This is a genomic window from Pseudomonas schmalbachii, from assembly GCF_017589465.1.
In the GTDB taxonomy this organism is placed as follows: Bacteria; Pseudomonadota; Gammaproteobacteria; order Pseudomonadales; family Pseudomonadaceae; genus Pseudomonas; species Pseudomonas schmalbachii.
Genome location: NZ_JAELYA010000006.1, coordinates 126,545 through 150,692, shown reverse-complemented (window position 1 = coordinate 150,692; position 24,148 = coordinate 126,545). Strand labels below are relative to the sequence as shown.

The window sequence follows — 24,148 nt, the reverse complement described above, 5'->3', positions numbered from 1 at the left end:
AACCCACGGCTTTTTCGCGTGCTAGGCTGGGTGTAGGCTAAAACCCAGGCCAATCGCGAGGGGGCCGCCATGCCGCGTAACCTCTGCCTTATCCGTCCCTGTCTGGGGCTGACCACGCGCATCGAGTGCGAGATCAGGCCGCTGGCCGGAGAGAAAGGACTCTGGACCCTGCTCTGCGCTGCAGGCATGGCCGGTGCGCAACCCACCGCAATCAAGGCGCAGGGCCCGTTTCCCGGGCCTTTCGTCGCCGAAGGCGTGCTCGATGCGATCGTCGATTGCCTGGTCCAGCAGGGCTATATCGCGGTGGACGATCCGCAGATCTGGCAACTGCACCTGCAGGCCGAACTGCGGCGGCTGAACGGCGAGCGGGTACGCAATCTCGGCGACTACCAATTCCATCCGGACCCCTGACCGCTCCGCTGGACGGACTCTGCTCAATCGCTTCGAAGCCGCGCCAGGCAACGGCGGGAGACATCCATCCCGGCGTAGTGCACATATTTATCCACAGTTTTGCTGGATAACTCGTACCAACGTTTCCGCTATAATCCCGCGCTCCCTTACTACCCCAAGAGTGCTATGGAACGTTTCATCGAAAATGGTCTGTATGCCGCCCGCTGGTTGCTGGCGCCCATCTACATAGGTCTTTCCCTGGCCCTGCTGGCGCTGACCATCAAGTTCTTCCAGGAAATCGTCCACGTCCTGCCGAGCGTATTCTCGATCGCCGAGGCCGACCTGGTACTGGTGATCCTCTCGCTGATCGACATGGCGCTGGTCGGCGGCCTGCTGGTGATGGTGATGTTCTCCGGCTACGAGAACTTCGTCTCGCAACTGGATATCGACGACAGCAAGGACAAGCTCAACTGGCTGGGCAAGATGGATGCCGGTTCGCTGAAGAACAAGGTGGCGGCCTCCATCGTGGCGATTTCCTCGATCCACCTGCTGCGCATCTTCATGGATGCGAAGAACGTTCCGGACAACAAGCTGATGTGGTACGTGATCATCCACCTCACTTTCGTCCTCTCGGCCTTCGCCATGGGTTATCTGGACAAGCTGACCCGTCACGATCACTGATCGGCTCCGCAAGGCACTCCCAGCCGCCCGTCCGTTGCAAAACGGACGGGCGGTTGCGTTTCCGCCTTGCGCTGACAATCTGCTGGGCGAGACTTTTCCTGCGAAGGTCTTTCTTTGGAGGAGAGGTCATGAATCTGCAAGAGCTGAGTCGTCGCGCTGCCGCCAAGGAGGTCGATGCGGTACACCTGGTGTCGATGGAGGGCGATATCTACGTGCTCGAAGCGCTGATCGGCCAGCGTTTCCATCCGATCCAGGACAATCTCGGCCACGTGCTCAGCGTGCGCTCGGTCGAACATGCCCGCCAGTTGCTGTCCGGATTGCCGAAACTGCCTTTCCAGCTCGTGCATGCGGTGGTGCATGACGAAATGTGCGGCATGCAGCAGGAACACGAGACCGCCGAAGGCGTGCCCATGCCCCTGCATTAGCCATGGCCGGGGCGCGGTAGGGGAGAGCGGTCTTCTGTGCTAGGCTGGCCGCCCTTTTTTTGCACCTTGCGGAGCCCCGCCATGAGCGAACTCAACCTCACCACCGACGAAGCCCGCGTCAGCTACGGCATCGGCCGCCAACTGGGCGATCAGCTGCGCGCCAACCCCGTGCCGGGCATGAGCCTGGATGCCGTTCTGGCTGGCGTTTCCGATGCCTTCGCCGGCATCGAAAGCCGGGTTTCCGGCGAGGATCTGTCGAACGCCTTCCGTGTTATCCGCGAGCAGATGCAGGCCGAAGCGCAGGCCAAGGCGGAAGCCGCCGCCGGCGTTGGCAAGGCCTATCTGGTCGATAATGCCAAGCGCGAAGGCGTGACCGTGCTGCCGTCCGGCCTGCAGTACGAAGTGCTGGTCAGCGGCGACGGTCCGAAACCCTCCCGCGAGGACACCGTGCGCACCCACTACCACGGCACCCTGATCGACGGCAGCGTGTTCGACAGCTCCTACCAGCGCGGCGAGCCGGCCGAGTTCCCGGTGGGCGGCGTGATCGCCGGTTGGGTCGAGGCCCTGCAACTGATGAATACCGGCAGCAAATGGCGCCTGCACGTACCGAGCGAACTGGCCTATGGCGGCCAGTCCGTCGGCAGCATCCCGCCGCACAGCGTGCTGGTGTTCGACGTCGAACTGCTGGACATCCTGTAATTCCAGCGCTGCGGCCTTTATTGGCCGCATTGCAGCAAAAAGGGACGCTTGCGTCCCTTTTTTGTTATCGCGGGCATGGCCCGCTACAGATACTCCGGCGCTGCGATCCCCTCACCCCAACCCTCTCCCGGAGGGAGAGGGGGCGCGACGGTGTGAGGTGGTACACCGTGCCAGCCGGCGACTCCGAATAGTCCCCTCTCCCTCGAGGGAGAGGGGGTAGCCTCGCGGCCGTGCAAGACACTTGCTCCTACAGGTATGGCAAGAGCGTAGGGTGGAAATCGCGAAGCATTTCCACCTTTCGTGGGGCCGGAGCATTGTCCGCCCTGCACCTGCGTGGGCGGGCCAGAGCCCGCGTAGGTTGGTGCTGAACGCAGTGAAGCCCAACGATGGCGATGTTGGGCTTCGCGTTGCTCAGCGCCAACCTACGATGGGCATTGCAGCCCGTAGGAGCGGGCCATGCCCGCGAACTGTCCTCGCAACAAGGCCCGTTCACCGCAGCGCGCGGGCGTAGCAGAACAGGAACAGGTTGCGCACCAGCTCCTTGACGACTCCAGGTTCGTTGGTGCTCAGCTCGGCCGGGTCGAGACCGCCCTGTTCGCGCAACTCATCGAGGGCATCGTCCTCCAGCAGCGCGCAGACTTCCCCGGTATCGCGATTCAGGATGCGGACGTAGGGATGCGGGCGATCCAGCCAGGCATCGATCATGTAGGTCATGGCGTTATCTCCGTGATGAGCCTTACATGATAATAATTCTCATTTCTAAAATGGCAAGCATCGATTGCAAGTTCCCGCATGAAATCGCCAGGCGGTTGAGCGACGAGTTCGACAATTCGGCGGGGCTGAAAGCAAGACGCCCGCCGCGGCTGGGCCGGGGCGGGCGTCTCGGAGACTGGCGAACTGTCAGTGAGTGCGGGCGACCGCGAACTCGGCGAGCTCGATCATGGCCGCGCGGTATTCGCTGTCCGGCAGGACCTTCAGGTAATCGATGGCGCGCGCGGAATATTCGCGGGCCAGGCGGGCGGTGTAGTCGAGCGCTCCGGCAGCTTCCACTGCGGCGCGGATGCCTTCCAGGTCCTGGCTGCCGCCCTGCTGGATGGCCTTGCGTACCAGGGCGGCCTGTTCCGGCGTGCCTTCGCGCATGGTGACGATCAGCGGCAGGGTCGGCTTGCCTTCGGCCAGGTCGTCGCCGACATTCTTGCCCAGGCTGGCGGCATCGCCACGGTAGTCGAGCAGGTCATCGACCAGTTGGAAGGCAATGCCCAGCGCGTCGCCGAACTGACGCAGCGCTTCCGCCTGCTCGGCCGGAGCCTGGGCCAGCGCTGCCGCACCGTGGGTCGAGGCCTCGAAGAGCATCGCGGTCTTGCCGCGGATGACTTCCATATAGGTTTCTTCGGTGGTGCTGGCGTCGCGGACCTTGGTCAGCTGCAGCACTTCGCCTTCGGCGATCACCCGGGTGGCCTGGGAGATGATCTGCATGACCGGCATGGAGCCCAGCTCGACCATCATTTCGAAGGAGCGCGCATAAAGGAAGTCGCCGACCAGCACGCTGGGTGCATTGCCCCACTGGGCGTTCGCGGTGGCGCGGCCGCGGCGCAGGCCGGAGGCGTCAACCACGTCGTCGTGCAGCAGGGTGGAGGTATGCAGGAACTCGATGATCGCGGCCAGCAGGCGCAGGTCGTCGTTGGAATAGCCCAGGGCCTTGCCGGAGAGCAGCACCAGCAGGGGGCGCAGCCGTTTGCCGCCGGCGGAGATGATGTAATCTCCAATCTTTTCCACCAGGGGGACGCGGGAAGTGAGTTGGCGACGGATGATCCCGTCGACGACGGTGAAATCGTCCGCTACCACGCGATAGAAAGCCTGGGGTTGCATCAAGGACAGCGCTCCTCTTAGATTGCGCGGCATGCTAGGGGCAGGGGGTGGGGCTGTCAAGGAAAGCCCGGCGGGCGCTTGCTTCGGGGGTTCTCTTTCCGTACAATCGCGGCCCCGAACTTCCATGGCACATCCTGCCTTACGCAATTGCAAGGGCGTCCGCTTCCGGCCCCAAGCAGCCATGCCGACCCATTCCTCTTTCTATAAAGCGTCGGGTGAGCAGGTCTAACGGAGACATCCAGATGTACGCAGTTATTGTTACTGGTGGCAAGCAACACAAAGTCACCGAAGGCGAATTCCTCAAGGTCGAGAAGCTCGACGTAGCTACCGGCGAAGCCATCAACTTCGACCGCGTTCTGCTGGTTGCCAATGGCGACGACGTCAAGATCGGCCTGCCGGTGGTAGAAGGTGCGAAAGTGACCGCTGAAGTGGTTTCCCACGGTCGTCACGACAAAGTGCGCATCATCAAGTTCCGCCGTCGTAAGCACCACATGAAGCGTCAGGGCCACCGCCAGTGGTTCACTGAAATCAAAATCACCGGCATCCAGGCCTAATTCCTTTTTTGGAGGATTTGACTCATGGCACACAAAAAAGCTGGCGGTAGTACCCGCAACGGCCGCGACTCAGAAAGTAAACGCCTTGGTGTGAAGATGTTCGGCAGCCAGGTTGTCAAAGCCGGCAACATCATCGTGCGTCAGCGCGGCACCCAATTCCACGCTGGCTACGGCGTTGGCATGGGCAAGGATCACACCCTGTTCGCCAAGATCGACGGCGTGATCAAGTTCGAAGTGAAAGGCGCCTTTGGCCGTCGCTATGTAAGCGTCGTCGCTGCCTAAGCGAGCGTTCACTGAAGAAGCCCTGTCTCGCGACGGGGCTTTTTTGTTTCTGTCGTTTTTCGGCTGGGCTGTGGGCAACTGCGTTTGCGTGGACTTGCCTGTATCCTATGCTCCTTTTCTCTTATTCAACCCGCCGCACGGGCGGGAGGCGTTCCCATGAAATTCGTCGATGAAGTATCCATTCACGTGAAAGCCGGTGACGGCGGCAATGGCCTCATGAGCTTTCGCCGCGAGAAGTTCATCGAAAAAGGCGGTCCCAACGGCGGTGATGGCGGTGACGGTGGCTCGATATACCTCGAAGCCAACGAGAACCTGAATACCCTGGTGGACTACCGCTACACCCGGCGCTTCGATGCCCAGCGTGGGCAGAATGGCGGCAGCAAGGACTGCACGGGTGCCAAGGGTGAGGACCTGATCCTGCCGGTGCCGGTAGGAACTACCATCATCGATGCTGGCACCCAGGAGATCATCGGTGACCTGACCCAGGCCGGGCAGCGCCTGATGGTGGCCCAGGGCGGGTGGCACGGCCTTGGCAATACCCGCTTCAAGTCCAGCACCAATCGCGCTCCACGGCAGACCACTCCGGGCAAGCCGGGCGAGGCGCGCGATCTCAAGCTGGAATTGAAAGTGCTGGCCGATGTCGGTCTGCTCGGTCTGCCGAATGCCGGCAAGAGCACCTTCATCCGTGCGGTTTCGGCAGCCAAGCCGAAAGTGGCGGACTATCCCTTCACCACCCTGGTGCCGAACCTCGGCGTGGTCAGCGTGGGCCGCTTCAAGAGCTTCGTGGTTGCCGACATTCCCGGTCTGATCGAAGGTGCCGCGGAAGGCGCCGGTCTGGGGATTCGTTTCCTCAAGCACCTGGCGCGCACTCGTCTGCTGTTGCACCTCGTGGACATGGCGCCGCTGGATGAAAGCGATCCGGCCGATGCTGCGGAAATCATCGTTCATGAGCTGGGCAAGTTCAGCCCGGCGCTGACCGAGCGCGACCGCTGGCTGGTGCTGAACAAGATGGATCAGATCCTCGAACCGGAAGAGTGCGAGCGTCGCAAGCAGGCGGTGATCGAGCGTCTGGGCTGGGAGGGTCCGGTGTACGTGATTTCCGCCCTGGAGCGCGAAGGTACCGAGGCGCTCAGCCAGGACATCATGAAGTACCTGGACGAGCGTGCGCTGCGCATGGAAGAGGAGCCGGAATACGCCGAGGCGCTGGCCGAGCTGGATCAGCGCATCGAGGACGAGGCGCGGGCGCGCCTGCAGGCGCTGGACGACGCGCGTGCCCTGCGTCGCGCCGGCCTGAAGAGCGCCGACGATCTCGACGACGATGATTTCGAGGATGATGAAGACGACGGCGACGGGCCGGAGATCTTCTACGTACCTTGATCGGATCGGCGACCCGGTCCGGATGAAACGTAGTGAAGCCTGACTTCTAAGGTTGAAGAAATGCGTGAGAAGGTGACCGGCGCGCGGCGCTGGGTGGTGAAGATCGGCAGCGCACTGCTCACCGCGGATGGTCGCGGTCTGGATCGCGATGCCATGGCGGTGTGGGTCGAGCAGATGGTCGCCCTGCACTGCGCCGGCGTCGAGCTGGTGCTGGTTTCTTCCGGTGCGGTGGCGGCTGGCATGAGTCGTCTGGGTTGGGTTTCCCGGCCAAGCGAAATGCATGAGCTGCAGGCTGCCGCGGCGGTTGGACAGATGGGGCTGGTGCAGGCCTGGGAATCCAGCTTCGCCGTGCACGGCCTGCAGACCGCGCAGGTGCTGCTGACCCATGACGACCTGTCCGACCGCAAGCGCTACCTGAACGCCCGCAGCACCCTGCGTACGCTGGTCGATCTCGGTGTGATCCCGGTGATCAACGAGAACGACACGGTGGTCACCGACGAGATCCGCTTCGGCGACAACGACACCCTGGCGGCGCTGGTGGCCAATCTGGTCGACGCCGATCTGCTGGTGATTCTCACCGACCGCGACGGCATGTTCGACGCCGATCCGCGCAACAATCCCGAAGCCCAGCTTATCTATGAAGCTCGTGCCGACGATCCGCAGCTGGACGAAGTGGCGGGCGGCAGCGCCGGTGCGCTCGGTCGCGGCGGCATGCAGACCAAGCTGCGTGCTGCGCGGCTGGCGGCACGTTCCGGCGGGCATACGGTGATCATCGGCGGGCGCATCGAGCGCGTGCTCGATCGCCTGCGTGCCGGCGAGCGTCTCGGCACGCTGCTGACCCCCGAGCGGAGCCGCAAGGCTGCGCGCAAGCAATGGCTGGCCGGGCATCTGCAGATGCGCGGCACGCTGGTGCTGGACGATGGCGCGGTCAAGGCGCTGGTCGATGATCACAAGAGCCTGCTGCCGGTGGGCGTGAAAGTCGTCCAGGGCAGCTTCCGTCGTGGCGAGATGGTGGTCTGTGTCGACCAGAAAGGGCAGGAGATCGCCCGCGGACTGGTCAACTACAGCGCCGTCGAGGCACAGAAGATCATCGGCCAGCCGACCGATGCCATCGAAAGCCTGCTGGGCTATGTCGATGGTCCCGAGCTGGTGCATCGAGACAACCTGGTCCTGGTCTGAGGAGGTGGCAATGCGCGTGTTCAAGGGATTGTTCGGAGCATTGCTGCTGCTCCCGGCGCTGGCCGGGGCGGAAGAGATCGGTGAGGTCTCCACGGTATTCAAGTGGGTGGGGCCGAACGACAAGATCGTGGTCGAGGCCTTCGACGATCCGCAGGTGGAGGGTGTGACCTGCTACCTGTCGAGGGCGCGGACCAGCGGGGTGAAGGGCGGGCTTGGGCTGGCGGAAGATCGCGCCGAGGCTTCCATCGCCTGTCGCCAGGTCGGGCCGATCCGTTTCAGGGAAGAGCTCAAGGATGGCGAAGAAGTGTTCAAGCAGCGCACTTCTCTGGTGTTCAAGACCATGCAGGTGGTGCGCTTCTTCGATGAGAAGCGTAATTCGCTGATCTACCTGGTCTACAGCGACCGGGTGATCGAGGGCAGCCCGCAGAACGCGGTGACGGCCATTCCGATCATGCCGTGGCCGGCGAAGTGATTGAGTCCATGTAGGAGTGGGCCATGCCCACGATCGCGCGCATGGCGCGCTCCTACAAAAAACGCAGGCAATAAAAAACCGGCCATTGGCCGGTTTTTTACAAGAACTGAAGCTTACGCGGTGGCCAGGGCCTTCACGTGAGCATTCAGGCGGCTCTTGTGACGAGCAGCCTTGTTCTTGTGGATGATGCCTTTGTCGGCCATGCGGTCGATTACCGGCACAGCAGCAACCAGGGCAGCCTGGGCTTTCGGCAGGTCTTTGGCATCGACTGCCTTGACTACGTTCTTGATGTAGGTACGAACCATGGAACGCAGGCTGGCGTTGTGGCTGCGACGCTTCTCAGCCTGTTTGGCGCGTTTTTTGGCGGAAGGTGTGTTGGCCACCGTCGAGCTCCTCGAGAAAAACTTGGGATGTAGCGAATAAATTAAGGCCGCGAATGATGCCGTCGCACCGATGCCTTGTCAAGCATATACGCGGGCTCCGACGAGTGGTGTCGGGGGCCGCGGTGGATGATTTATTCGCTGCGCAGCCCTAAACTCCACGGCTTTCGATTGCCGGCAGGGACGCTTGTCGGCGCCGTCGCACCGACCGGAGGTTGCGACGGACGACCCTGGATCTGCGGAATTCATGAATCTACTCAAATCGCTGGCTGCGGTCAGCTCCATGACCATGCTGTCGCGTGTGCTCGGCTTCGTCCGGGACACCATCGTTGCGCGCATGTTCGGCGCCGGCATGGCCACCGACGCCTTCTTCGTGGCTTTCAAGCTGCCCAACCTGCTGCGCCGGATCTTCGCCGAGGGTGCATTTTCCCAGGCCTTCGTGCCGATTCTCGCCGAGTACAAGACCAAGCAGGGCGAGGAGGCGACCCGTGTTTTCATCGCCTACGTTTCCGGCCTGCTGACCCTGGTGCTGGCGCTGGTCACGGCGCTGGGCATGCTGGCCGCGCCCTGGGTGATCTGGGTGACCGCGCCGGGCTTCGTCACCTCGCCGGAAAAGTTCGACCTGACCGCCGACCTGCTGAGGGTGACTTTCCCCTACATCCTGCTGATCTCGCTGGCCTCGCTGGCGGGGGCGATCCTCAATACCTGGAACCGCTTCTCGGTGCCGGCGTTCGTGCCGACCCTGCTGAACGTCAGCATGATCGTCTTCTCGCTGTTCCTCACCCCGTACTTCGACCCGCCGGTGATGGCGCTGGGCTGGGCGGTGCTGGTCGGTGGGCTGGCGCAACTGCTCTACCAACTGCCGCACCTGAAGAAGATCGGCATGCTCGTGCTGCCGCGCCTGAACCTGCGCGACAGCGGCGTCTGGCGCGTGCTCAAGCAGATGGGGCCGGCCATCCTCGGTGTCTCGGTCAGCCAGATCTCGCTGATCATCAACACCATCTTCGCCTCCTTCCTGGTCGCCGGCTCGGTGTCCTGGATGTACTACGCCGACCGCCTGATGGAGCTGCCGTCCGGCGTGCTCGGCGTGGCGCTGGGCACCATCCTGCTGCCGTCGCTGGCCAAGACCTACGCCAGCGACGACCGCCATGAATATTCGCGCCTGATGGACTGGGGGCTGCGCCTGTGCTTCCTGCTGGTGCTGCCGTGCTCGCTGGCGCTGGCGCTGATTTCCGAGCCGCTGACGGTCTCGCTGTTCCAGTACGGCAAGTTCAGCGCCAACGATGCCCTGATGACCCAGCGCGCGCTGATCGCCTATGCCGTCGGTCTGCTCGGCATCATCCTGGTCAAGGTTCTGGCGCCCGGTTTCTATGCGCGGCAGAACATCAAGACGCCAGTGAAGATCGCGTTGTTCACCCTGGCTTCGACCCAGTTGATGAACCTCGCTTTCATCGGCCCGCTCAAGCACGTCGGGCTGGCGCTGGCGATCAGCCTGGCGGCATGCCTGAATGCCGGGCTGCTGTACTGGCAACTGCGCAAGCACCAGCTGTTCGAGCCGCAACCCGGCTGGGCGATGTTCCTCGCCAAGCTGGTGGTCGCCGTGCTGGTGATGTCGGCCGTGCTGCTGGTGCTGATGCACTACATGCCGGCCTGGGACCAGGGTGGAATGCCGATCAGGCTGCTGCGTCTTGGGGCGCTGGTGGCGGCGGGTGTCGTCACTTACTTCGGAATGCTGGCGCTGATGGGCTTCCGCATCCGCGACTTTTCCCGACGTTCCGTGTCCTGAGGGCCTGTTTACGATCTCGCGAGCTAGAGCAGAACAAGGCGAAAACGGGGGAGGGAGCGGAGTTTACACGCAGTAAATGAGCACCCCGAGCCCGTTTTCAACGCAGTTATGCCGACGCGCAGCAGATTGTAAACAGGCTCTGGGCCGGGAAATCTGCTGCCGGGCGACGGCTGATAGCCTGTCGCAGGGCGGCGGGTGCAGGTATAATCGACCACTTTCTGAGCAATACGCGCACCATGCAGCTGCTTCGAGGCTTACATAACCTGCGGCCCTTCTCCGGGGGCTGCGTCGCCACTATCGGCAATTTCGACGGCGTCCATCTCGGCCACCAGGCGATCCTGGCGCGTCTGCGCGAGCGTTCGCTGGAGCTTGGCGTACCGAGCTGCGCGGTGATCTTCGAGCCGCAGCCGCGCGAGTTCTTCGCTCCCGATGCGGCGCCGGTGCGTCTCACCCGGCTGCGCGAAAAGCTCGAACTGCTGCGCGAGCAGGGCGTCGATTTCGTCCTCTGCCTGCCGTTCAACCGCCGCCTGCGCGAGCTTTCCGCCGCCGAGTTCGTCCACCACGTGCTGGTCGAGGGCCTGAAGGTGCGCCATCTGGAAGTCGGCGACGATTTCCGCTTCGGCTGCGACCGTTCCGGCGACTTCGATTTCCTGGCGAGGGCCGGCGAGTCGGAAGGGTTCACCGTCGAAGCGGCGACCACGGTGGAGATCGACGGCATCCGCGTCAGCAGTTCGCGGGTGCGCGAAGTACTGGCCACGGGCGACCTGCACACCGTCGAGCGTCTGCTCGGGCGTCCGTACAGCCTGAGCGGCTGCGTATTGCACGGGCAGAAACTGGGCCGCCAGCTTGGCTCGCCCACCGCGAATATCCAGTTGAAGCGCCGCAAGGCGCCGCTGAATGGCGTTTTCCTGGTCAGCACCCAGGTCGATGGCCAGCGCTGCCACGGGGTCGCCAATATCGGCACGCGGCCGTCGGTGAAAGGCGATGGCCGTCCCCACCTGGAAGTGCATCTGCTCGATTTTTCCGGCGACCTGTATGGTCGCCACCTGGAAGTGACCTTCCACCAGAAGCTGCGAGATGAGCAGCGCTTTTCCTCCCTGGAGGAGCTGAAGGCGGCGATCCTTGCGGATATCGCTGCCGCCCGGGCCTATTGGCTGGGCCAACCGCTTGATTGAAGAGATCCTGAACAGGCCCTGAGATGACCGATTACAAACCGACGCTGAACCTTCCCGAAACCGACTTCCCGATGAAAGCCGGCCTGCCGCAGCGCGAGCCGGAAACCCTGAAGTTCTGGAACGACATTGGCCTGTACCAGAAGCTGCGGAAGATTGGCGAAGGTCGCCCGAAATTCATCCTGCACGATGGCCCGCCCTACGCCAACGGCAGCATTCACATCGGTCACGCGGTCAACAAGATCCTCAAGGACATCATCGTCCGTTCCAAGACCCTGGCCGGCTACGACGCCCCCTACGTGCCGGGCTGGGACTGCCACGGCCTGCCGATCGAGCACAAGGTCGAGACCACCCACGGCAAGAACCTGCCGGCGGACAAGACCCGCGAACTGTGCCGCGAGTACGCCGCCGAACAGATCGAAGGGCAGAAGGCCGACTTCATCCGCCTGGGCGTGCTCGGCGAGTGGGACAACCCGTACAAGACCATGGCCTTCGCCAACGAGGCCGGCGAGATCCGCGCCCTGGCCGAGATGGTCAAGCAGGGCTTCGTGTTCAAGGGCCTGAAGCCGGTGAACTGGTGCTTCGACTGCGGTTCGGCACTGGCCGAGGCGGAAGTCGAGTACGCCGACAAGAAATCCCCGACCATCGACGTCGGCTTCCCCATCGAGGACGCCGACAAGCTGGCTGCCGCCTTCGGCCTGCCGAGTCTGGCGAAGACCGCCTACATCGTCATCTGGACCACCACCCCGTGGACCATCCCGGCCAACCAGGCGCTGAACGTGCACCCGGAAATCGACTACGTGCTGGTCGATGCCGGCGACAAGCTGCTGCTGGTCGCCGAAGCGCTGGCCGAGAGCTGCCTGGCGCGCTACAAGCTGGAAGGGCAGGTGATCGCCACCGCCAAGGGCGAGGCGCTGGAGCACATCCGCTTCCGCCACCCGTTCTACGAGCGCTTCTCGCCGGTCTACCTGGCCGATTACGTGGCACTGGATGCCGGCACCGGCGTGGTCCACTCGGCCCCGGCCTACGGTGAGGACGACTTCCACACCTGCAAGCGCTACGGCATGCATAACGACGAGATTCTTACCCCGGTGCAGAGCAACGGTGTGTACGTCGAGTCGCTGCCGTTCTTCGGCGGCCAGTTCATCTGGAAGGCCAACCCGAACATCGTCGCCAAGCTGGAAGAAGTCGGCTGCCTGCTGGCCCACGAAACCGTCAACCACAGCTACATGCACTGCTGGCGGCACAAGACTCCGCTGATCTACCGCGCCACTGCGCAGTGGTTCGTCGGTATGGACAAGCAGCCGGAGCAGGGCGCGACTCTGCGCGAGCGTGCCGTCGCTGCCATCGAGCAGACCGAGTTCGTGCCGAGCTGGGGCCAGGCGCGCCTGCACGGTATGATCGCCGGCCGTCCGGACTGGTGCATCTCGCGCCAGCGCAACTGGGGCGTACCGATCCCGTTCTTCCTGAACAAGGAAAGCGGCGACCTGCACCCGCGCACCGTCGAGCTGATGGAAGCCGTCGCCCAGCGCGTGGAGAAGGAAGGCATCGAGGCCTGGTTCAAGCTGGACGCCGCCGAGCTGCTCGGTGACGAAGCCGGCCAGTACGACAAGATCAGCGACACCCTCGACGTCTGGTTCGATTCCGGCACCACCCACTGGCACGTCCTGCGCGGCTCGCACGCCGAGCTCGGCCACGCCAGCGGTCCGGCCGCCGACCTCTACCTGGAAGGCTCCGACCAGCACCGCGGCTGGTTCCATTCCTCGCTGCTGACCGGCTGCGCCATCGACAACCACGCGCCGTATCGCCAACTGCTGACCCACGGCTTCACCGTCGACGAGTCCGGCCGCAAGATGTCCAAGTCGCTGGGCAACGTGATCGCCCCGCAGCAGGTCACCGACACCCTCGGCGCCGACATCCTGCGTCTGTGGGTATCCGCCACCGACTATTCCGGCGAGATGGCCGTTTCCCAGACCATCCTGCAGCGCAGCGCCGATGCCTACCGCCGCATCCGCAACACCGCGCGCTTCCTGCTCTCCAACCTGAGCGGCTTCGATCCGGCGAAGGACCTGCTGCCGAACGACCAGTTGCTGGCGCTGGACCGCTGGGCCATCGACCGCGCCCTGCTGCTGCAGCGCGAGCTGGAAGAGGCCTATCGCGACTACCGCTTCTGGAACGTCTACTCCCGCGTGCACAACTTCTGCGTGCAGGAACTGGGCGGCTTCTACCTCGACATCCTCAAGGACCGCCAGTACACCACCCAGGCCGACAGCGTCGCCCGTCGTTCCTGCCAGACCGCGCTGTTCCACATCGCCGAGGCGCTGGTGCGCTGGATCGCGCCGATCCTGGCGTTCACCGCCGAGGAAATCTGGAAGTTCCTGCCGGGCGAGCGTGCCGAGTCGGTGATGCTGACCACCTGGTACGAAGGCCTTTCCGAGCTGCCGGCCGATGCCGAGCTGGGTCGCGAGTACTGGGACAAGGTCATGGCGGCCAAGGCTGCGGTCAACAAGGAGCTGGAGAACCAGCGCGCGGCCAAGGCCATCGGCGGCAACCTGCAGGCTGAAGTGACCCTGTTCGCCGAGGACGCGCTGGCTGCGGACCTGGACAAGCTGGGCAACGAGCTGCGCTTCGTGCTGATCACCTCCACCGCTGCCGTCGCTCCGCTGGCCCAGGCGCCGGCCGATGCAGTGGAAAGCGAGCTGCCGGGCCTGAAGCTTAAAGTGGTCAAGTCCGGCGAGGCCAAGTGCGGCCGCTGCTGGCACCACCGCGCCGATGTCGGCAGCCATGCCGCGCATCCGACCCTGTGCAGCCGCTGCGTAGAGAACATCGAAGGCGAGGGTGAGGTACGCCACTATGCCTGACCGTTTCGGTCGCCTGCCCTGGTTGTGGATAACCGCACTGGTGTTCATCCTCGACCAGGCCAGCAAGGTGTTCTTCCAGAACGAGCTGACGCTGTACCAGCAGATCGTGGTCATTCCCGATCTGTTCAGCTGGACGCTGGCCTACAACACCGGCGCGGCGTTCAGCTTCCTCGCCGACAGCTCCGGCTGGCAGCGCTGGCTGTTCGCCCTGATCGCCATCGTCGTCAGCGTCGTGCTGGTGGTCTGGCTGAAGCGCCTGAAGGCCAATGAAACCTGGCTGGCCATCGCCCTGGCGCTGGTGCTGGGCGGTGCGCTGGGCAACCTGTACGACCGCATCATGCTCGGCCACGTGGTCGACTTCATCCTGGTGCACTGGCAGAACCGCTGGTACTTCCCGGCGTTCAACCTGGCGGACAGCGCCATCACCGTCGGCGCCGTCATGCTGGCGCTGGACATGTTCAGATCGAAAAAATCCGGAGAGACCGCTCATGGTTGAGTCTTCTGAAAACATGCAGCGCATTGGAGCGGACACGGAAGTCACCCTGCATTTCGCCATCAAGCTGGAAGACGGCAACGTCGTCGACAGCACCTTCGACAAGCAGCCGGCGACCTTCAAGGTCGGCGACGGCAACCTGCTGCCGGGCTTCGAGCAGGCGCTGTACGGCCTCAAGGCCGGCGACAAGCGCACCCTGCAGATCGAGCCGGAGCATGGCTTCGGCCAGCCCAACCCGGCCAACGTACAGGTGATGCCGCGCGAGCAGTTCCAGGACATGGAACTCGCCGAAGGCCTGCTGGTGATCTTCCACGACGCCGCCAAGACCGAGCTGCCAGGCATCGTCAAGGCCTTCGACGAGCAGCAGGTCACCATCGACTTCAACCACCCGCTGGCCGGCAAGACCCTGGCCTTCGAAGTCGAAATCATCGAGGTCAAGCCAGCGTCGTAGGTTGGCGCTGAGCGCAGCGAAGCCCAACAATGGTGTCTGCTTACGTTGGGCTTCGCAGGCTCAACCCAGCCTGCATGTTCCGCGTAGGATGGGTTGAGCAAAGCGATGCCCATCGAAGTTTCGAAGTACACTGGCAACCTTTCCCGCGCGCCGAGATATCCCGTCATGCAAATCAAACTCGCCAACCCCCGCGGCTTCTGCGCCGGCGTTGATCGCGCGATCGAGATCGTCAACCGCGCGCTGGACGTGTTCGGCCCGCCGATCTACGTGCGCCACGAAGTCGTGCACAACAAGTTCGTGGTGGAGAACCTGCGCAATCGTGGCGCCATCTTCGTCGAAGAGCTGGACCAGGTGCCGGATGACACCATCGTCATCTTCAGCGCCCACGGCGTCTCCCAGGCCGTGCGCCAGGAAGCCGAGAATCGCGGCTTGAAGGTGTTCGACGCCACCTGCCCGCTGGTCACCAAGGTGCACATGGAAGTCGTGCGCTACAGCCGCGACGGCGACGAGTGCATCCTGATCGGCCACGAAGGTCACCCGGAAGTGGAAGGCACCATGGGCCAGTACAACACGGCCAATGGCGGCGACATCTATCTGGCGGAGGACGAGGAAGACGTCGCTGCCCTCGAAGTGCGCAACCCCGAGAAGCTGCACTATGTCACCCAGACCACCCTGTCGATGGACGACACCTCCAAGGTGATCGACGCCTTGCGCGCCAAGTTCCCGCACATCAAGGGCCCGCGCAAGAACGACATCTGCTACGCCACCCAGAACCGCCAGGACGCCGTGAAGGAACTGGCCGACCAGTGCGAACTGGTGCTGGTGGTAGGCAGCCCGAACAGCTCCAACTCCAACCGCCTGCGCGAACTCGCCGAACGCATGGGAACCCCCGGCTACCTGATCGACGGCGCCGAAGACATGCGCCGCGAATGGTTCGATGGAATCCAGCGCGTCGGCATCACCGCCGGCGCCTCCGCCCCGGAAGTGCTGGTGCGCGGTGTGATCGAACAACTCCGCGAATGGGGCGCCGAGCCGGAAGTGGAGCTGGATGGGCGTGAGGAGAACATCACGTTCTCGATGCCGAAGGAGTTGAGGGTGAAGGCGGTATAAGCCTCACCCGGAAACAAGAAAGCCCGATCAAACGATCGGGCTTTTTCGTATTTGTAGGTTGGCGCTGAGCGCAGCGAAGCCCAACGCCCCCACCGGCGGATGCTCAGATCCCGCTACAACTCCCCCAGGTATTGGCCAGCGCACCGGTGCCGCCACGAGCCCCGGTGGAATCCAGGGTCAGGGTGCCCTTGCCCTTCAGCAGACCACTATCGCGAGGCGTCGCCGTCAGGGTGTAAGTGGTGGCGGTTGAGGCGCTGATGGCGATATCCGCCTGCTTGCTCGCCCCATCGACCGGACTGGCGGCATAGGCGCCAAGCGCTGCGTTGGCGTAGGTATTGTTCTGCGCGCGGAAGCGCTCCATCACATTGGCTGCGCCAATCAGTACGGCTTTGGCATCCTCGCAGGCAGAGCGGCGGACGTATCCCTGATAGCTGGGGATAGCTATGGCGGCGAGGATGCCGATGATGACTACGGCAATCATCAGTTCGATCAGTGTGAATCCGCATTGTTTTTTCATTGGTTCGATGTTCTCTGCCTTGGACGTCCTGATTAGTCGGGGTTGGAGGTGTCGATCCAGTATGTCTTTCCTAGGGGCGGATTTTTTGCAGAAGAAGGTGGTATCGGAAAGTCCTTCAAGATCCAGCAGTTGTTACCGCTACAGAACAATTGCGGGTCACCGGAAATGCCACCGCTATTACTGAGTTCGGCGCGATCGGCAGGCGTTCCGTTGCCGTTCGCTTCTATCGAGGCTGGTGTGGCATCGAGTAGACGTACCGAATAGGAGCGGTTCTTGCCGACTGCTGCGCTACACGCTGCCGTGCTGGTGGTGGGCTCATAGGTGTTGAAGAACAGTATGCCGCCAGCAGTCAGCGCGCGTGACAACACTTTCTCTCCGGAGTTGGTAAGCGTGATGAACCAGCCACCAGAGGCTTGCTGGAAGGCTGTATTGGCGGTGTTCTTTTGCGCCGTGTCACCGGCCTGTACCAGGTTCTGGGTGGCATTGTAGAGGTCGCTTTCGCGCAGGGTTCCTTCACCGGTGCTTTTGAATAGAACCGAGGTGCGGAATGAATAGAAACGATCCTCGATGTATTCGTTCAACGGGTGTCCCCGGTAACCGCTACCAATGTTCACGGTCAGGGAGCGGTTGCCGTTGAGGTTCAGTACGGCGACATCCGGTTCGTTGTAGAAGCGTCTTGCCGAGGCGGCCGTTGTGCCACCTATGCTTGCGAAAACGCCGTCGCCACTGGTGCCGGCAGGAGTTACCAGGTTGGCGCCGCTGCTGCCATTGTTGATATAGAAGCGCCAGACCTGGCCCCCCATATCCCCGACAAAGAACTGATCCGCCAGTCTGTCAGGGTCAGTCACCAACACTCCATTTTCCTCCTGGATATCGATTGCCCGGACGCTACTGGGAATGCTGTATTTCATCTTCGCCAGTGTCAGGTCATGGCCGCTGGTGTTGCTGACGGACCAGATCTTTTCGCCAGTCTTGGCGTCGACGATGTAGATGGCGTTGCCGATATTGTCTTCGGCGTACACGCTGGTGGAGGTATTCAGGTCATCCTGGTCCTTGTCGTATCCACCTGCAAAGATCAGCACGTCCCGGATGGTAGTGCCCACCTTGATCCGGGTCTTGACAGGGGTGGACCAGGTCTGGGCAAGTTTTTCGAAGCCTGGTGTCGTGCCGCCGAGGATCTGCCACAGCATGCGTGGTGTATCTCGGTTGGTAATATCGAGCGCGTAGATATTGTTACCGCCTCGGCCCATGGTGAGATAGGCGTAGACAAACTCTCCCGTGTTCAGCCCGGTGGTGGTGCTGGTGGTTGGGTCGCCATAGATGACACCGTTGTTGTTGGCATCGTTCACCCAGACGGTCACGGTATTGTCCATGCCATACAGGCGGGGTTTGCCCGAGGTGGATTTCGCGTTGGTCCGAAGTTGCTTGATATTCGGCAGTAACGCTTCGGGCATGAAAGCAAATTGCTCGGCACCGGTTTTGGTATCGAGGGCATGGACGAAGCCCTCATTGGTACCAATGATTGCGCTCAGATCCGGATCGGTGCATTCGTCGTCGGTATATGTGTGGCACCCATAGGTCACCAGGCGTGGGGACGAGTGGATGGGGTCGCCGAGTGCCTGGCGATTCGTGTCGTTTCCATTTACGTCTGTATCGGTACCACGGATGTACTTGATCAGGTTGGCGCGTTCGACCGTGGTCATACTGCTGTCGCCAAGTTTTCCAGCAGTAACGTTGGTATTGCTAGCCACCAGACTTTCCAAGGCAGTTGGAACTCCTGCCGGGGAATTACCGAAGTAGGTGAACAGCTTGCGACTGTCGGGCGCCGGCAGGTTGAGAGCAGCGCCACCTTTGGCAATGTCGGCACCGTCCTGGTTGGGGGTCCAGAAGCTGCGTGCGCTGCTCTTGAAGAAGCCGGTGTTGGCATCAATGGCCGGTGCGTTATCGGCATCGACGATAGTGGCGACCGTTCCTTCGGTTTGCAGGCGGTAGCGCTTCAGGTTCCCTATCCAGCGATCCGTTTCGGAAGGGCGGAACAGGGCAAAGTAGAGCTCGTCCCGGTTGTCGGCACGGTTGAACGTGTTCACCGGGGCGCTTGTGTTCACGAATGTGGTGTTGGTGGCCAGGGCTGCCTGGACAATATCGTCGAAGGCGCTGGCCAGCTCACCGGCGTTTTCTGCCTGATAGTCCTTGCCTTTGCCCAGCCTGGCCAGGTCCTTGAGGAAGGTCGTGGCCTGGGCATTGTTGCTGGTGTTGAAGCCGATGGTGTGGGTCGTGATGGTATTCAGGCCATCGAAACTTGCTTGGTCTGCGGTCGCCATCCATTCAACCAGCGTCCGCCCGCATTTCTCGTCGCTGTCCGTTGCGTCGCCTGTACAGGTCTTGCCGGTCAGGCTGGCAATGCTGGTTCGTGCTGGACCTGCCTCGGTCGAGTTGTTGCCGTTGTTGGCCTCGCCATCGGTCAGCAGAACCAGATAATTGGCCTGGCACGAGCTGGTAATGGGACTGGGGACGGAGCCGGAATGTTTACCCTGTGTCTGGTTCAGATAGCCAGCGGCGTCGTTCAGGGCGGGTACGATAGGCGTATTACCGCTAGCCGACAGCCCTTGTACGATACCGTTGGTGTAGTCGCGAATCGTGTAGCTGTTCGTACCCAATCCCCCGGACGCGAGCTTGACGCGCAGGACGATGCTGTTGCCCGCACCGCTGTCCCGTGATTTCAACGCCAGAGTGCCACTGCTGGGCTTGAGCAGGAGGCTGAGTGCATTACCGTCAGCCCATCCGTCGCGAGCGAAAAGGGCTTCCAGTTGAGTCTTGATTCCCGCAGCCGAGCAACTGACTGGAATTCCAGCGGTACTGGGGGAGAAGGTGCATGTAGTACTGCCGCTGCTAGGGAAACGATTGCTCAGGTTGCGGCTATTGGTGTTGAGCTCGGATGAGTTATCTGTATTTTCAATGAAAACAGTCGCAGTTCCGCTGCTGGTATTGTTTGGAGTAACAATTATCTGTGCTTCTTTTACCTTGGCCCCTTTCTTGATAGGCACCTTCTGATAGCGGCTGACGATGTAGTCGTTGCTGAAAGAAAGTGTGGATGAAGTCAGGTTGGGGGTTCTTTCGCCTGACGTGGTTCCTTCCTGCGTACCATCATCCTTATTGTCGATGACGGATATGTTGAGTATCGGGTCCAGGCATCCGTCGTCACCACCTTCATATTTGACGTTCAGCACGGGTTGAAGATCCTTGGCCGCATCGACACTGAAGGCAGTGCGGTTTCCCGATCCAGCTGTTGGGGTGATGAAGAAGGCCATGGAATTGTTGCCGCACCAATCGGTGTTGTTGACGACCGTCTGCACCAGGGCTGTGACAGTGGGGCCTTCTACGTATACCTGCGGGCTGGTGGTACGCCATTCAGCAGGTGTCCATGTTGAACTGTTCGCGGTCTTGGCCCGGCCGGTGAAGTCGGCAGCGGTACCAGTAAAGGCTGCTGTGTCCGAACTGTCCTGTGCGGTGACACTGAATGTCACGGGACGATCATCGGAGGCCGCTGGTACGAAGTCGATGCGGGCAGAAGTAATGATGGCGCCCTTGGGAATGGCGACATTCTGGAAACGCAGGCCGGTAGTGCGGTTTACGCTTTCACTGCTTGACCATGTGACTTCCAGGCGGGGAGTGTTCTCTGGAGAGGAGGTGGTGCCATTGCCCAAGTACCAGGAGTAACTGTTGCTGCCAGTTCCTCGTAGGCGCAGGGAGACATCGCTGATGGGGTTGGCCGCTGGGGACAGTACCCGCAATTTCTCGAATTGACTCTTGAGGTCGAAGGTCAGCTCATTTCCGTTTAGTGCGGGGGTGATCGAGGATATATTCAAGTCCCCGTTGCTGTAGCTCCGGTCGCTACCGATGCTTTCATCGTTATTGAAGGCTGCCGCAGTTTTTGTGTTTTCGATCTTTACCGAAAAAGACCTGGTGGTGCCAGTGCTGGCACGTGTCAGAACCAGTCGGGCGGATTCGATCTTGACTCCCGCCGGAATATTCAGGTTGCGGAACAACAGTATTCCGTCGTTGCCGGAACTGCCTGTCGTGGAATCGATCGTGGCCTTGGTGCCGCTCGGGCATACCGTTCCTGCGTCTGCAATCTTGGATGAGCAGGCATAGTCGACGCTGTCCTTGCGCACTACATAGTACGAGGCGAACTCCGTCGAATAAGTGGAACTGGTTCCTAGCGAACGGGTAACGCTTTGCTCACTGTTTCCCGTGTAACCCATGACCAGTGTCGGATCGGTAATATTCGCCGTGCCGCTGCTGAAATAACTGGCATCATCGCCACTGGCCAGAAGCACCGGGCTGGATAGCTTGACGTTAATTGATTCGTCGATCGGGCGGACTGGAGAGAGCAGTCGAGAGCCGCCGGTTTTGGTGTTCAGTGCCATGACCCCGACGTTGATGCTACCGGCGCTGTTGATGATGGTGCTGAAGGCGCTCTTCAACTGTGCCATGCGGGTTGGGGTCTTGTTGTCATTCATTGACCCGGAGTCGTCGAGAATGAACAGCACATTGGGCCGGATACCCGAATCGATGGTCGATCCTCCGAAGAAGATTTCCGTATCGTCGGCATAGCTGATCGCTCCCTGCAAAAGCAGAAGGGTTCCCATGCAGGATGCAAGAACGGAGCGGAGGAAGATCGGTGCTTTCATGAAGACTCCAGGTCCTTGATCACAGGGCTTAGAAGTAGCGAACCAGATGGCCTTGCTGGTGCTTGGCGCGGGCAGGATTGTTGGCGTCGGCGCAGTCTGCGTCGGCGCACGATTTGCCGGTACTTTCTATGTTGAAGCAGGCGTATCGTGCTGGAGCCCCGTCCTCATTGGCGCTTAGGGAGAAAGGTGGCATTACGGCCGTGCAGTCGCTGGGTTTAGCAGCGCTCGCTGTGTAGGAAACAGTCGGCATTAGGCTGACTTTTTCAGTGGACATGGCGACGATGAGTTGATTGCGGTTGAACTTCTCGATCCAGCCCTGAATCCCGCTCTCCGCGGCCTGGAACGCCACGTTCTGTTGCTGGCTGTTTGCGGCCATGCGTTCCTGCAATGAGGATTGGGTCGCGGCGGTGATGGCGATGATGGTAAGCAGGAGCAGCAGAACCAGGCTGACTAGCAGGGCCATGCCGGTCTGGGATGCATGCGTTTTCATCAGAGGCGATTCCTGAGTTCGTAGGTGCCGGTGAACGAGCGGGAAATTTCGTTTCGGGCGTCACTGACAGTCAGCGTTACGCGAACCGCATGAGCCTCCGCTAGCTCGGCAGTGGTGATGGAGGTGTTGTCCTTCCATTTGAAGGTTCCGCCACTGGGGATTCCGAAGCTGATTGCGGTGATGTTCGCATTGTCGAGAATCGGCGTGGCAGTCGCGCCATTCACCGTCTTGCACAACCGTGCCACTCCATTATTCGGGCAACTGTTATAGGTAATCGTATTGAGATAAAGAGCACCGCCGCTGCAAGCCGTCTTGAAGGCAAACGCCGTCCCGGTATCGACGCCTGTTGCATAACGGAAGGTAATACTTGAGGTGGCGGTGGCGATTGCCGCTTCCGGGAAGGTCAGGCTGCCCACGGTAGTCGTTTCCGCCGCGGAGCCGCAGCCCTGGTATCCCGCGCGCCGGGCATCGGTACCGATGATTTCCAGGGCAATCCGACCACTTTCCTGGACGCGAGCGAGTGCTGTGTTGGTGCGGTCCGAAGCGGAGGTGTTGCTGAACAGTTGCAGTACACCGAGCAACAGCAGCGAGCTGATCAGGATCGCGATCATCAACTCGATGAGGGAGAGGCCGAGTTGCCGCTTCATAGGTCGATTCTCAGGGTGAAGGTGGGGGTGACGGTCGAGTCGTCCTGCTTCTTGAGTGTCGAGCCGACTTCATCCCAGGCGATGATTATCTGGTACTGGAAGTCATTGCTGCGGCTGATGCTTGCGACCGCGCCCGGCAGGGCAGCGGAGAGCGCTTGTCGCCACTGGAACATATCCAGTTGTGCCTGTTGCGTGGCGGTGCAGCCGCCGGTGCCGCAACTAGGCTCGGTGGTTGCGCCAGAGGTTGTGGTGAGGACGTAGTCATTGGTAGTGACGGCCTGCTCGCGATTGAAACGCATCCGCTCGACGATGTCGTAGGCCAGCAGACTCGCCTGGCTGCGGCGATAGGCCCCCTGGCTGGACTGCATGCTGGAGGTCATCAGTGTGGCCATTCCAAGCAGCCCGACTGCAAGAATGACCAGCGCGATGAGCACCTCGATCAGCGTGAAGCCGCCGCTTTTCTTCCTGAGTCTCATGAGCAGGCACTCCCGCTGCACGCCTGTCCGATGGCGTTGACCTTGATCTGGCGGGATGCCGGGCGCGTGTCGCTGATCGAAATGGTTGCTGCTGTGGTGGTGCCGTCAGGCAGGTAGTCGACTTTGTTCGTTGAGCTGGTGATGGTGACCTGGTCGCTCACCGGATTGACCACCTTCAGCACGGTCGAGCCCTTCATGACCAATGCACCATTGCTCCAGTTGGTGCTGGTGGCACAGGCGCTCTTGCCATCGTTGGCTGCACAGACGCTGATGGTCGTACGTTGCATGACCGCCTCGCTGCGGGCCAGTTGCAGCGAGCCGAGCAGCATATTCGTCGTGTTGGCCAGACGGTTATCGAGGATAAGGTTGCGGAAGTTGGGTGCGCTTATGGAGGCGAGGATTGCGATGATCGCAACCACCACCATCAACTCGATCAGCGAAAACCCCGCGGACTTCAGGGGGGAGGGCATAGGCGCATTCCTTACATTCTGGATAGCGGAAATGCTGCCTGCTTCAGAGGGAAATTTCCTTTCTCTATGGATGACCGTTACCGTTCGGGCGATATCCGGTCGTCGAGTTTTGCTTCCTGTGAACTAGGTCGCGCAAGGGCCGTGAGGTTTTCAGCCTGGACACAGCTCGCTGGTCGCCGCGGTTTCGTGGCGTATCCGGCCGGCGCGGTTGATGACGATCTTGTAGCCGCGAGCGCTTTTTCCACAGATTGCCAGGTTGCCGGCGTGGAAGGCGCCGCTCTTCTGGATGCTGTAGCCGGCGGGTACGTAGTGGATGTAGCGGCGGGTTGTACTGTCGGCCAGCACCTGGATGTCCTGCAGCGCTTCGTGAACGCTGATCAGTTCTTCATGTTCCTGGCGAATGCCATCGTTGTTCGCGTCGTAGAACAGGCTCCAGCCCTTTGCCCAATCGCCACTGGTGGCGGCCAGGCTGACTGACCGACCGGTTAGGGCGGCGGTCGAGCGGGCCTGGTGGATGGCGCCATTCAGGTTGTCGAAGGCAGTTTGAATACGTTGCTTGGCGATGAAGTCGCCGAAGGAGGGCGCCGCGAAGGACAGGGCGATTGTCAGGATGCTCAAGACAATGAGCATTTCCACCAGGCTGAATCCCCGAGTCTTCGACATGGCCCGCTCCGTG

General features: G+C 61.6%; 25 protein-coding genes. 15 read left to right on the top strand and 10 right to left on the bottom strand.

Annotation, left to right across the window (positions count from 1 at the left end):
• Positions 1-69: 69 nt before the first annotated feature.
• The 4 genes from JFY56_RS16275 to JFY56_RS16260 all read left to right on the top strand — a co-directional run bounded on the left by JFY56_RS16275 (position 70) and on the right by JFY56_RS16260 (position 2,195).
• On the top strand, positions 70-411 hold the full coding sequence (locus JFY56_RS16275; protein WP_208314884.1) for a PA4575 family protein: 342 nt from the start codon (positions 70-72) through the stop codon (positions 409-411).
• A 165-nt stretch (positions 412-576) separates the two neighbouring features.
• Positions 577-1,071 carry a TIGR00645 family protein gene (locus JFY56_RS16270; RefSeq protein WP_208314883.1) on the top strand — a complete coding sequence of 165 codons (495 nt, stop codon included), beginning with the start codon at positions 577-579 and terminating at the stop codon, positions 1,069-1,071.
• Between the two features lie 128 nt (positions 1,072-1,199).
• On the top strand, positions 1,200-1,496 hold the full coding sequence (locus JFY56_RS16265) for a DUF6482 family protein (RefSeq protein ID WP_208314882.1): 297 nt from the start codon (positions 1,200-1,202) through the stop codon (positions 1,494-1,496).
• Positions 1,497-1,577: 81 nt separating this feature from the next.
• Entirely contained in the window at positions 1,578-2,195 is a 618-nt protein-coding gene (locus JFY56_RS16260) for an FKBP-type peptidyl-prolyl cis-trans isomerase (protein ID WP_208314881.1), read from the top strand.
• A 489-nt stretch (positions 2,196-2,684) separates the two neighbouring features.
• Here the strand turns inward: JFY56_RS16260 and JFY56_RS16255 are convergent, their stop codons facing one another.
• Both JFY56_RS16255 and JFY56_RS16250 read right to left on the bottom strand, forming a co-directional pair.
• The gene (locus JFY56_RS16255; protein ID WP_208314880.1) at positions 2,685-2,909 is read right to left on the bottom strand and encodes a PA4570 family protein; all 225 of its coding nucleotides are present in this window, start codon (positions 2,907-2,909) and stop codon (positions 2,685-2,687) included.
• A 186-nt stretch (positions 2,910-3,095) separates the two neighbouring features.
• Positions 3,096-4,064 carry a polyprenyl synthetase family protein gene (locus JFY56_RS16250; RefSeq protein ID WP_208314879.1) on the bottom strand — a complete coding sequence of 323 codons (969 nt, stop codon included), beginning with the start codon at positions 4,062-4,064 and terminating at the stop codon, positions 3,096-3,098.
• A 242-nt stretch (positions 4,065-4,306) separates the two neighbouring features.
• On the opposite strand from JFY56_RS16250, the gene rplU reads away from it, so the two are divergent.
• The 5 genes from rplU (at position 4,307) to JFY56_RS16225 (ending at position 7,928) form a co-directional block, all read left to right on the top strand.
• A complete protein-coding gene (rplU, locus tag JFY56_RS16245; RefSeq protein ID WP_208314878.1) occupies positions 4,307-4,618 on the top strand; it encodes a 50S ribosomal protein L21 in 312 nt (103 codons plus the stop codon).
• A gap of 24 nt (positions 4,619-4,642) precedes the next feature.
• On the top strand, positions 4,643-4,900 hold the full coding sequence (gene rpmA, locus JFY56_RS16240) for a 50S ribosomal protein L27 (protein ID WP_208314877.1): 258 nt from the start codon (positions 4,643-4,645) through the stop codon (positions 4,898-4,900).
• Positions 4,901-5,056: 156 nt separating this feature from the next.
• Positions 5,057-6,277: an Obg family GTPase CgtA gene (cgtA, locus tag JFY56_RS16235; RefSeq protein ID WP_208314876.1), complete on the top strand. Its 1,221-nt coding sequence runs from the start codon at positions 5,057-5,059 to the stop codon at positions 6,275-6,277.
• Positions 6,278-6,337: 60 nt separating this feature from the next.
• Positions 6,338-7,456: a glutamate 5-kinase gene (gene proB, locus JFY56_RS16230; RefSeq protein ID WP_208314875.1), complete on the top strand. Its 1,119-nt coding sequence runs from the start codon at positions 6,338-6,340 to the stop codon at positions 7,454-7,456.
• Positions 7,457-7,466: 10 nt separating this feature from the next.
• Positions 7,467-7,928 (top strand): CreA family protein, encoded by a 462-nt coding sequence (locus JFY56_RS16225; protein WP_208314874.1) that lies wholly within the window; start codon positions 7,467-7,469, stop codon positions 7,926-7,928.
• A gap of 113 nt (positions 7,929-8,041) precedes the next feature.
• Here the strand turns inward: JFY56_RS16225 and rpsT are convergent, their stop codons facing one another.
• Entirely contained in the window at positions 8,042-8,311 is a 270-nt protein-coding gene (rpsT, locus tag JFY56_RS16220) for a 30S ribosomal protein S20 (protein WP_009617555.1), read from the bottom strand.
• A gap of 244 nt (positions 8,312-8,555) precedes the next feature.
• Between rpsT and murJ the strand changes: the two genes are divergently transcribed.
• From murJ to ispH, 6 genes are all read left to right on the top strand, one after another.
• Positions 8,556-10,094 (top strand): murein biosynthesis integral membrane protein MurJ, encoded by a 1,539-nt coding sequence (gene murJ / locus JFY56_RS16215; protein WP_208314873.1) that lies wholly within the window; start codon positions 8,556-8,558, stop codon positions 10,092-10,094.
• Between the two features lie 236 nt (positions 10,095-10,330).
• Positions 10,331-11,269 carry a bifunctional riboflavin kinase/FAD synthetase gene (gene ribF, locus JFY56_RS16210; protein WP_208314872.1) on the top strand — a complete coding sequence of 313 codons (939 nt, stop codon included), beginning with the start codon at positions 10,331-10,333 and terminating at the stop codon, positions 11,267-11,269.
• A 23-nt stretch (positions 11,270-11,292) separates the two neighbouring features.
• Positions 11,293-14,127, top strand: coding sequence for an isoleucine--tRNA ligase (gene ileS, locus JFY56_RS16205; RefSeq protein WP_208314871.1), 2,835 nt, complete (start codon positions 11,293-11,295; stop codon positions 14,125-14,127).
• Complete coding sequence (lspA, locus tag JFY56_RS16200; protein WP_208314870.1) at positions 14,120-14,623, top strand: signal peptidase II; 504 nt, start codon at positions 14,120-14,122, stop codon at positions 14,621-14,623. The genes ileS and lspA overlap by 8 nt, the downstream gene beginning before the upstream one ends.
• 13 nt (positions 14,624-14,636) lie before the next feature.
• Positions 14,637-15,071, top strand: a complete 435-nt coding sequence (gene fkpB / locus JFY56_RS16195; RefSeq protein WP_408004423.1) for an FKBP-type peptidyl-prolyl cis-trans isomerase — start codon at positions 14,637-14,639, stop codon at positions 15,069-15,071.
• 165 nt (positions 15,072-15,236) lie between these two features.
• Positions 15,237-16,181, top strand: coding sequence for a 4-hydroxy-3-methylbut-2-enyl diphosphate reductase (gene ispH / locus JFY56_RS16190; RefSeq protein WP_208314868.1), 945 nt, complete (start codon positions 15,237-15,239; stop codon positions 16,179-16,181).
• Positions 16,182-16,284: 103 nt separating this feature from the next.
• Here ispH and JFY56_RS16185 read toward each other — a convergent pair whose 3' ends face one another.
• From JFY56_RS16185 to JFY56_RS16155, 7 genes are all read right to left on the bottom strand, one after another.
• Positions 16,285-16,698, bottom strand: a complete 414-nt coding sequence (locus JFY56_RS16185; protein ID WP_208314867.1) for a type IV pilin protein — start codon at positions 16,696-16,698, stop codon at positions 16,285-16,287.
• A 32-nt stretch (positions 16,699-16,730) separates the two neighbouring features.
• Entirely contained in the window at positions 16,731-21,389 is a 4,659-nt protein-coding gene (locus JFY56_RS16180; protein WP_208314866.1) for a PilC/PilY family type IV pilus protein, read from the bottom strand.
• Between the two features lie 28 nt (positions 21,390-21,417).
• On the bottom strand, positions 21,418-21,879 hold the full coding sequence (locus JFY56_RS16175; RefSeq protein ID WP_208314865.1) for a pilus assembly PilX family protein: 462 nt from the start codon (positions 21,877-21,879) through the stop codon (positions 21,418-21,420).
• Positions 21,879-22,526 carry a PilW family protein gene (locus JFY56_RS16170; RefSeq protein WP_208314864.1) on the bottom strand — a complete coding sequence of 216 codons (648 nt, stop codon included), beginning with the start codon at positions 22,524-22,526 and terminating at the stop codon, positions 21,879-21,881. Before JFY56_RS16170 ends, JFY56_RS16175 begins: the two co-directional genes overlap by 1 nt.
• The gene (gene pilV, locus JFY56_RS16165) at positions 22,523-23,002 is read right to left on the bottom strand and encodes a type IV pilus modification protein PilV (protein ID WP_208314863.1); all 480 of its coding nucleotides are present in this window, start codon (positions 23,000-23,002) and stop codon (positions 22,523-22,525) included. The genes JFY56_RS16170 and pilV overlap by 4 nt, the downstream gene beginning before the upstream one ends.
• Positions 22,999-23,472 carry a GspH/FimT family pseudopilin gene (locus JFY56_RS16160; RefSeq protein ID WP_208314862.1) on the bottom strand — a complete coding sequence of 158 codons (474 nt, stop codon included), beginning with the start codon at positions 23,470-23,472 and terminating at the stop codon, positions 22,999-23,001. The genes pilV and JFY56_RS16160 overlap by 4 nt, the downstream gene beginning before the upstream one ends.
• A gap of 150 nt (positions 23,473-23,622) precedes the next feature.
• The gene (locus JFY56_RS16155) at positions 23,623-24,135 is read right to left on the bottom strand and encodes a GspH/FimT family pseudopilin (RefSeq protein ID WP_208314861.1); all 513 of its coding nucleotides are present in this window, start codon (positions 24,133-24,135) and stop codon (positions 23,623-23,625) included.
• Positions 24,136-24,148: the final 13 nt, after the last annotated feature.

Bases quoted from the DNA above. Each gene is read 5' to 3' on its own strand.
- JFY56_RS16275 (WP_208314884.1), top strand. From the start codon at position 70: ATGCCGCGTAACCTCTGCCTTATCCGTCCCTGTCTGGGGCTGACCACG.
- JFY56_RS16270 (WP_208314883.1), top strand. From the start codon at position 577: ATGGAACGTTTCATCGAAAATGGTCTGTATGCCGCCCGCTGGTTGCTG.
- JFY56_RS16265 (WP_208314882.1), top strand. From the start codon at position 1,200: ATGAATCTGCAAGAGCTGAGTCGTCGCGCTGCCGCCAAGGAGGTCGAT.
- JFY56_RS16260 (WP_208314881.1), top strand. From the start codon at position 1,578: ATGAGCGAACTCAACCTCACCACCGACGAAGCCCGCGTCAGCTACGGC.
- JFY56_RS16255 (WP_208314880.1), bottom strand. From the start codon at position 2,909: ATGACCTACATGATCGATGCCTGGCTGGATCGCCCGCATCCCTACGTC.
- JFY56_RS16250 (WP_208314879.1), bottom strand. From the start codon at position 4,064: ATGCAACCCCAGGCTTTCTATCGCGTGGTAGCGGACGATTTCACCGTC.
- rplU (WP_208314878.1), top strand. From the start codon at position 4,307: ATGTACGCAGTTATTGTTACTGGTGGCAAGCAACACAAAGTCACCGAA.
- rpmA (WP_208314877.1), top strand. From the start codon at position 4,643: ATGGCACACAAAAAAGCTGGCGGTAGTACCCGCAACGGCCGCGACTCA.
- cgtA (WP_208314876.1), top strand. From the start codon at position 5,057: ATGAAATTCGTCGATGAAGTATCCATTCACGTGAAAGCCGGTGACGGC.
- proB (WP_208314875.1), top strand. From the start codon at position 6,338: ATGCGTGAGAAGGTGACCGGCGCGCGGCGCTGGGTGGTGAAGATCGGC.
- JFY56_RS16225 (WP_208314874.1), top strand. From the start codon at position 7,467: ATGCGCGTGTTCAAGGGATTGTTCGGAGCATTGCTGCTGCTCCCGGCG.
- murJ (WP_208314873.1), top strand. From the start codon at position 8,556: ATGAATCTACTCAAATCGCTGGCTGCGGTCAGCTCCATGACCATGCTG.
- ribF (WP_208314872.1), top strand. From the start codon at position 10,331: ATGCAGCTGCTTCGAGGCTTACATAACCTGCGGCCCTTCTCCGGGGGC.
- ileS (WP_208314871.1), top strand. From the start codon at position 11,293: ATGACCGATTACAAACCGACGCTGAACCTTCCCGAAACCGACTTCCCG.
- lspA (WP_208314870.1), top strand. From the start codon at position 14,120: ATGCCTGACCGTTTCGGTCGCCTGCCCTGGTTGTGGATAACCGCACTG.
- fkpB (WP_408004423.1), top strand. From the start codon at position 14,637: ATGCAGCGCATTGGAGCGGACACGGAAGTCACCCTGCATTTCGCCATC.
- ispH (WP_208314868.1), top strand. From the start codon at position 15,237: ATGCAAATCAAACTCGCCAACCCCCGCGGCTTCTGCGCCGGCGTTGAT.
- JFY56_RS16185 (WP_208314867.1), bottom strand. From the start codon at position 16,698: ATGAAAAAACAATGCGGATTCACACTGATCGAACTGATGATTGCCGTA.
- JFY56_RS16180 (WP_208314866.1), bottom strand. From the start codon at position 21,389: ATGAAAGCACCGATCTTCCTCCGCTCCGTTCTTGCATCCTGCATGGGA.
- JFY56_RS16175 (WP_208314865.1), bottom strand. From the start codon at position 21,879: ATGAAAACGCATGCATCCCAGACCGGCATGGCCCTGCTAGTCAGCCTG.
- JFY56_RS16170 (WP_208314864.1), bottom strand. From the start codon at position 22,526: ATGAAGCGGCAACTCGGCCTCTCCCTCATCGAGTTGATGATCGCGATC.
- pilV (WP_208314863.1), bottom strand. From the start codon at position 23,002: ATGAGACTCAGGAAGAAAAGCGGCGGCTTCACGCTGATCGAGGTGCTC.
- JFY56_RS16160 (WP_208314862.1), bottom strand. From the start codon at position 23,472: ATGCCCTCCCCCCTGAAGTCCGCGGGGTTTTCGCTGATCGAGTTGATG.
- JFY56_RS16155 (WP_208314861.1), bottom strand. From the start codon at position 24,135: ATGTCGAAGACTCGGGGATTCAGCCTGGTGGAAATGCTCATTGTCTTG.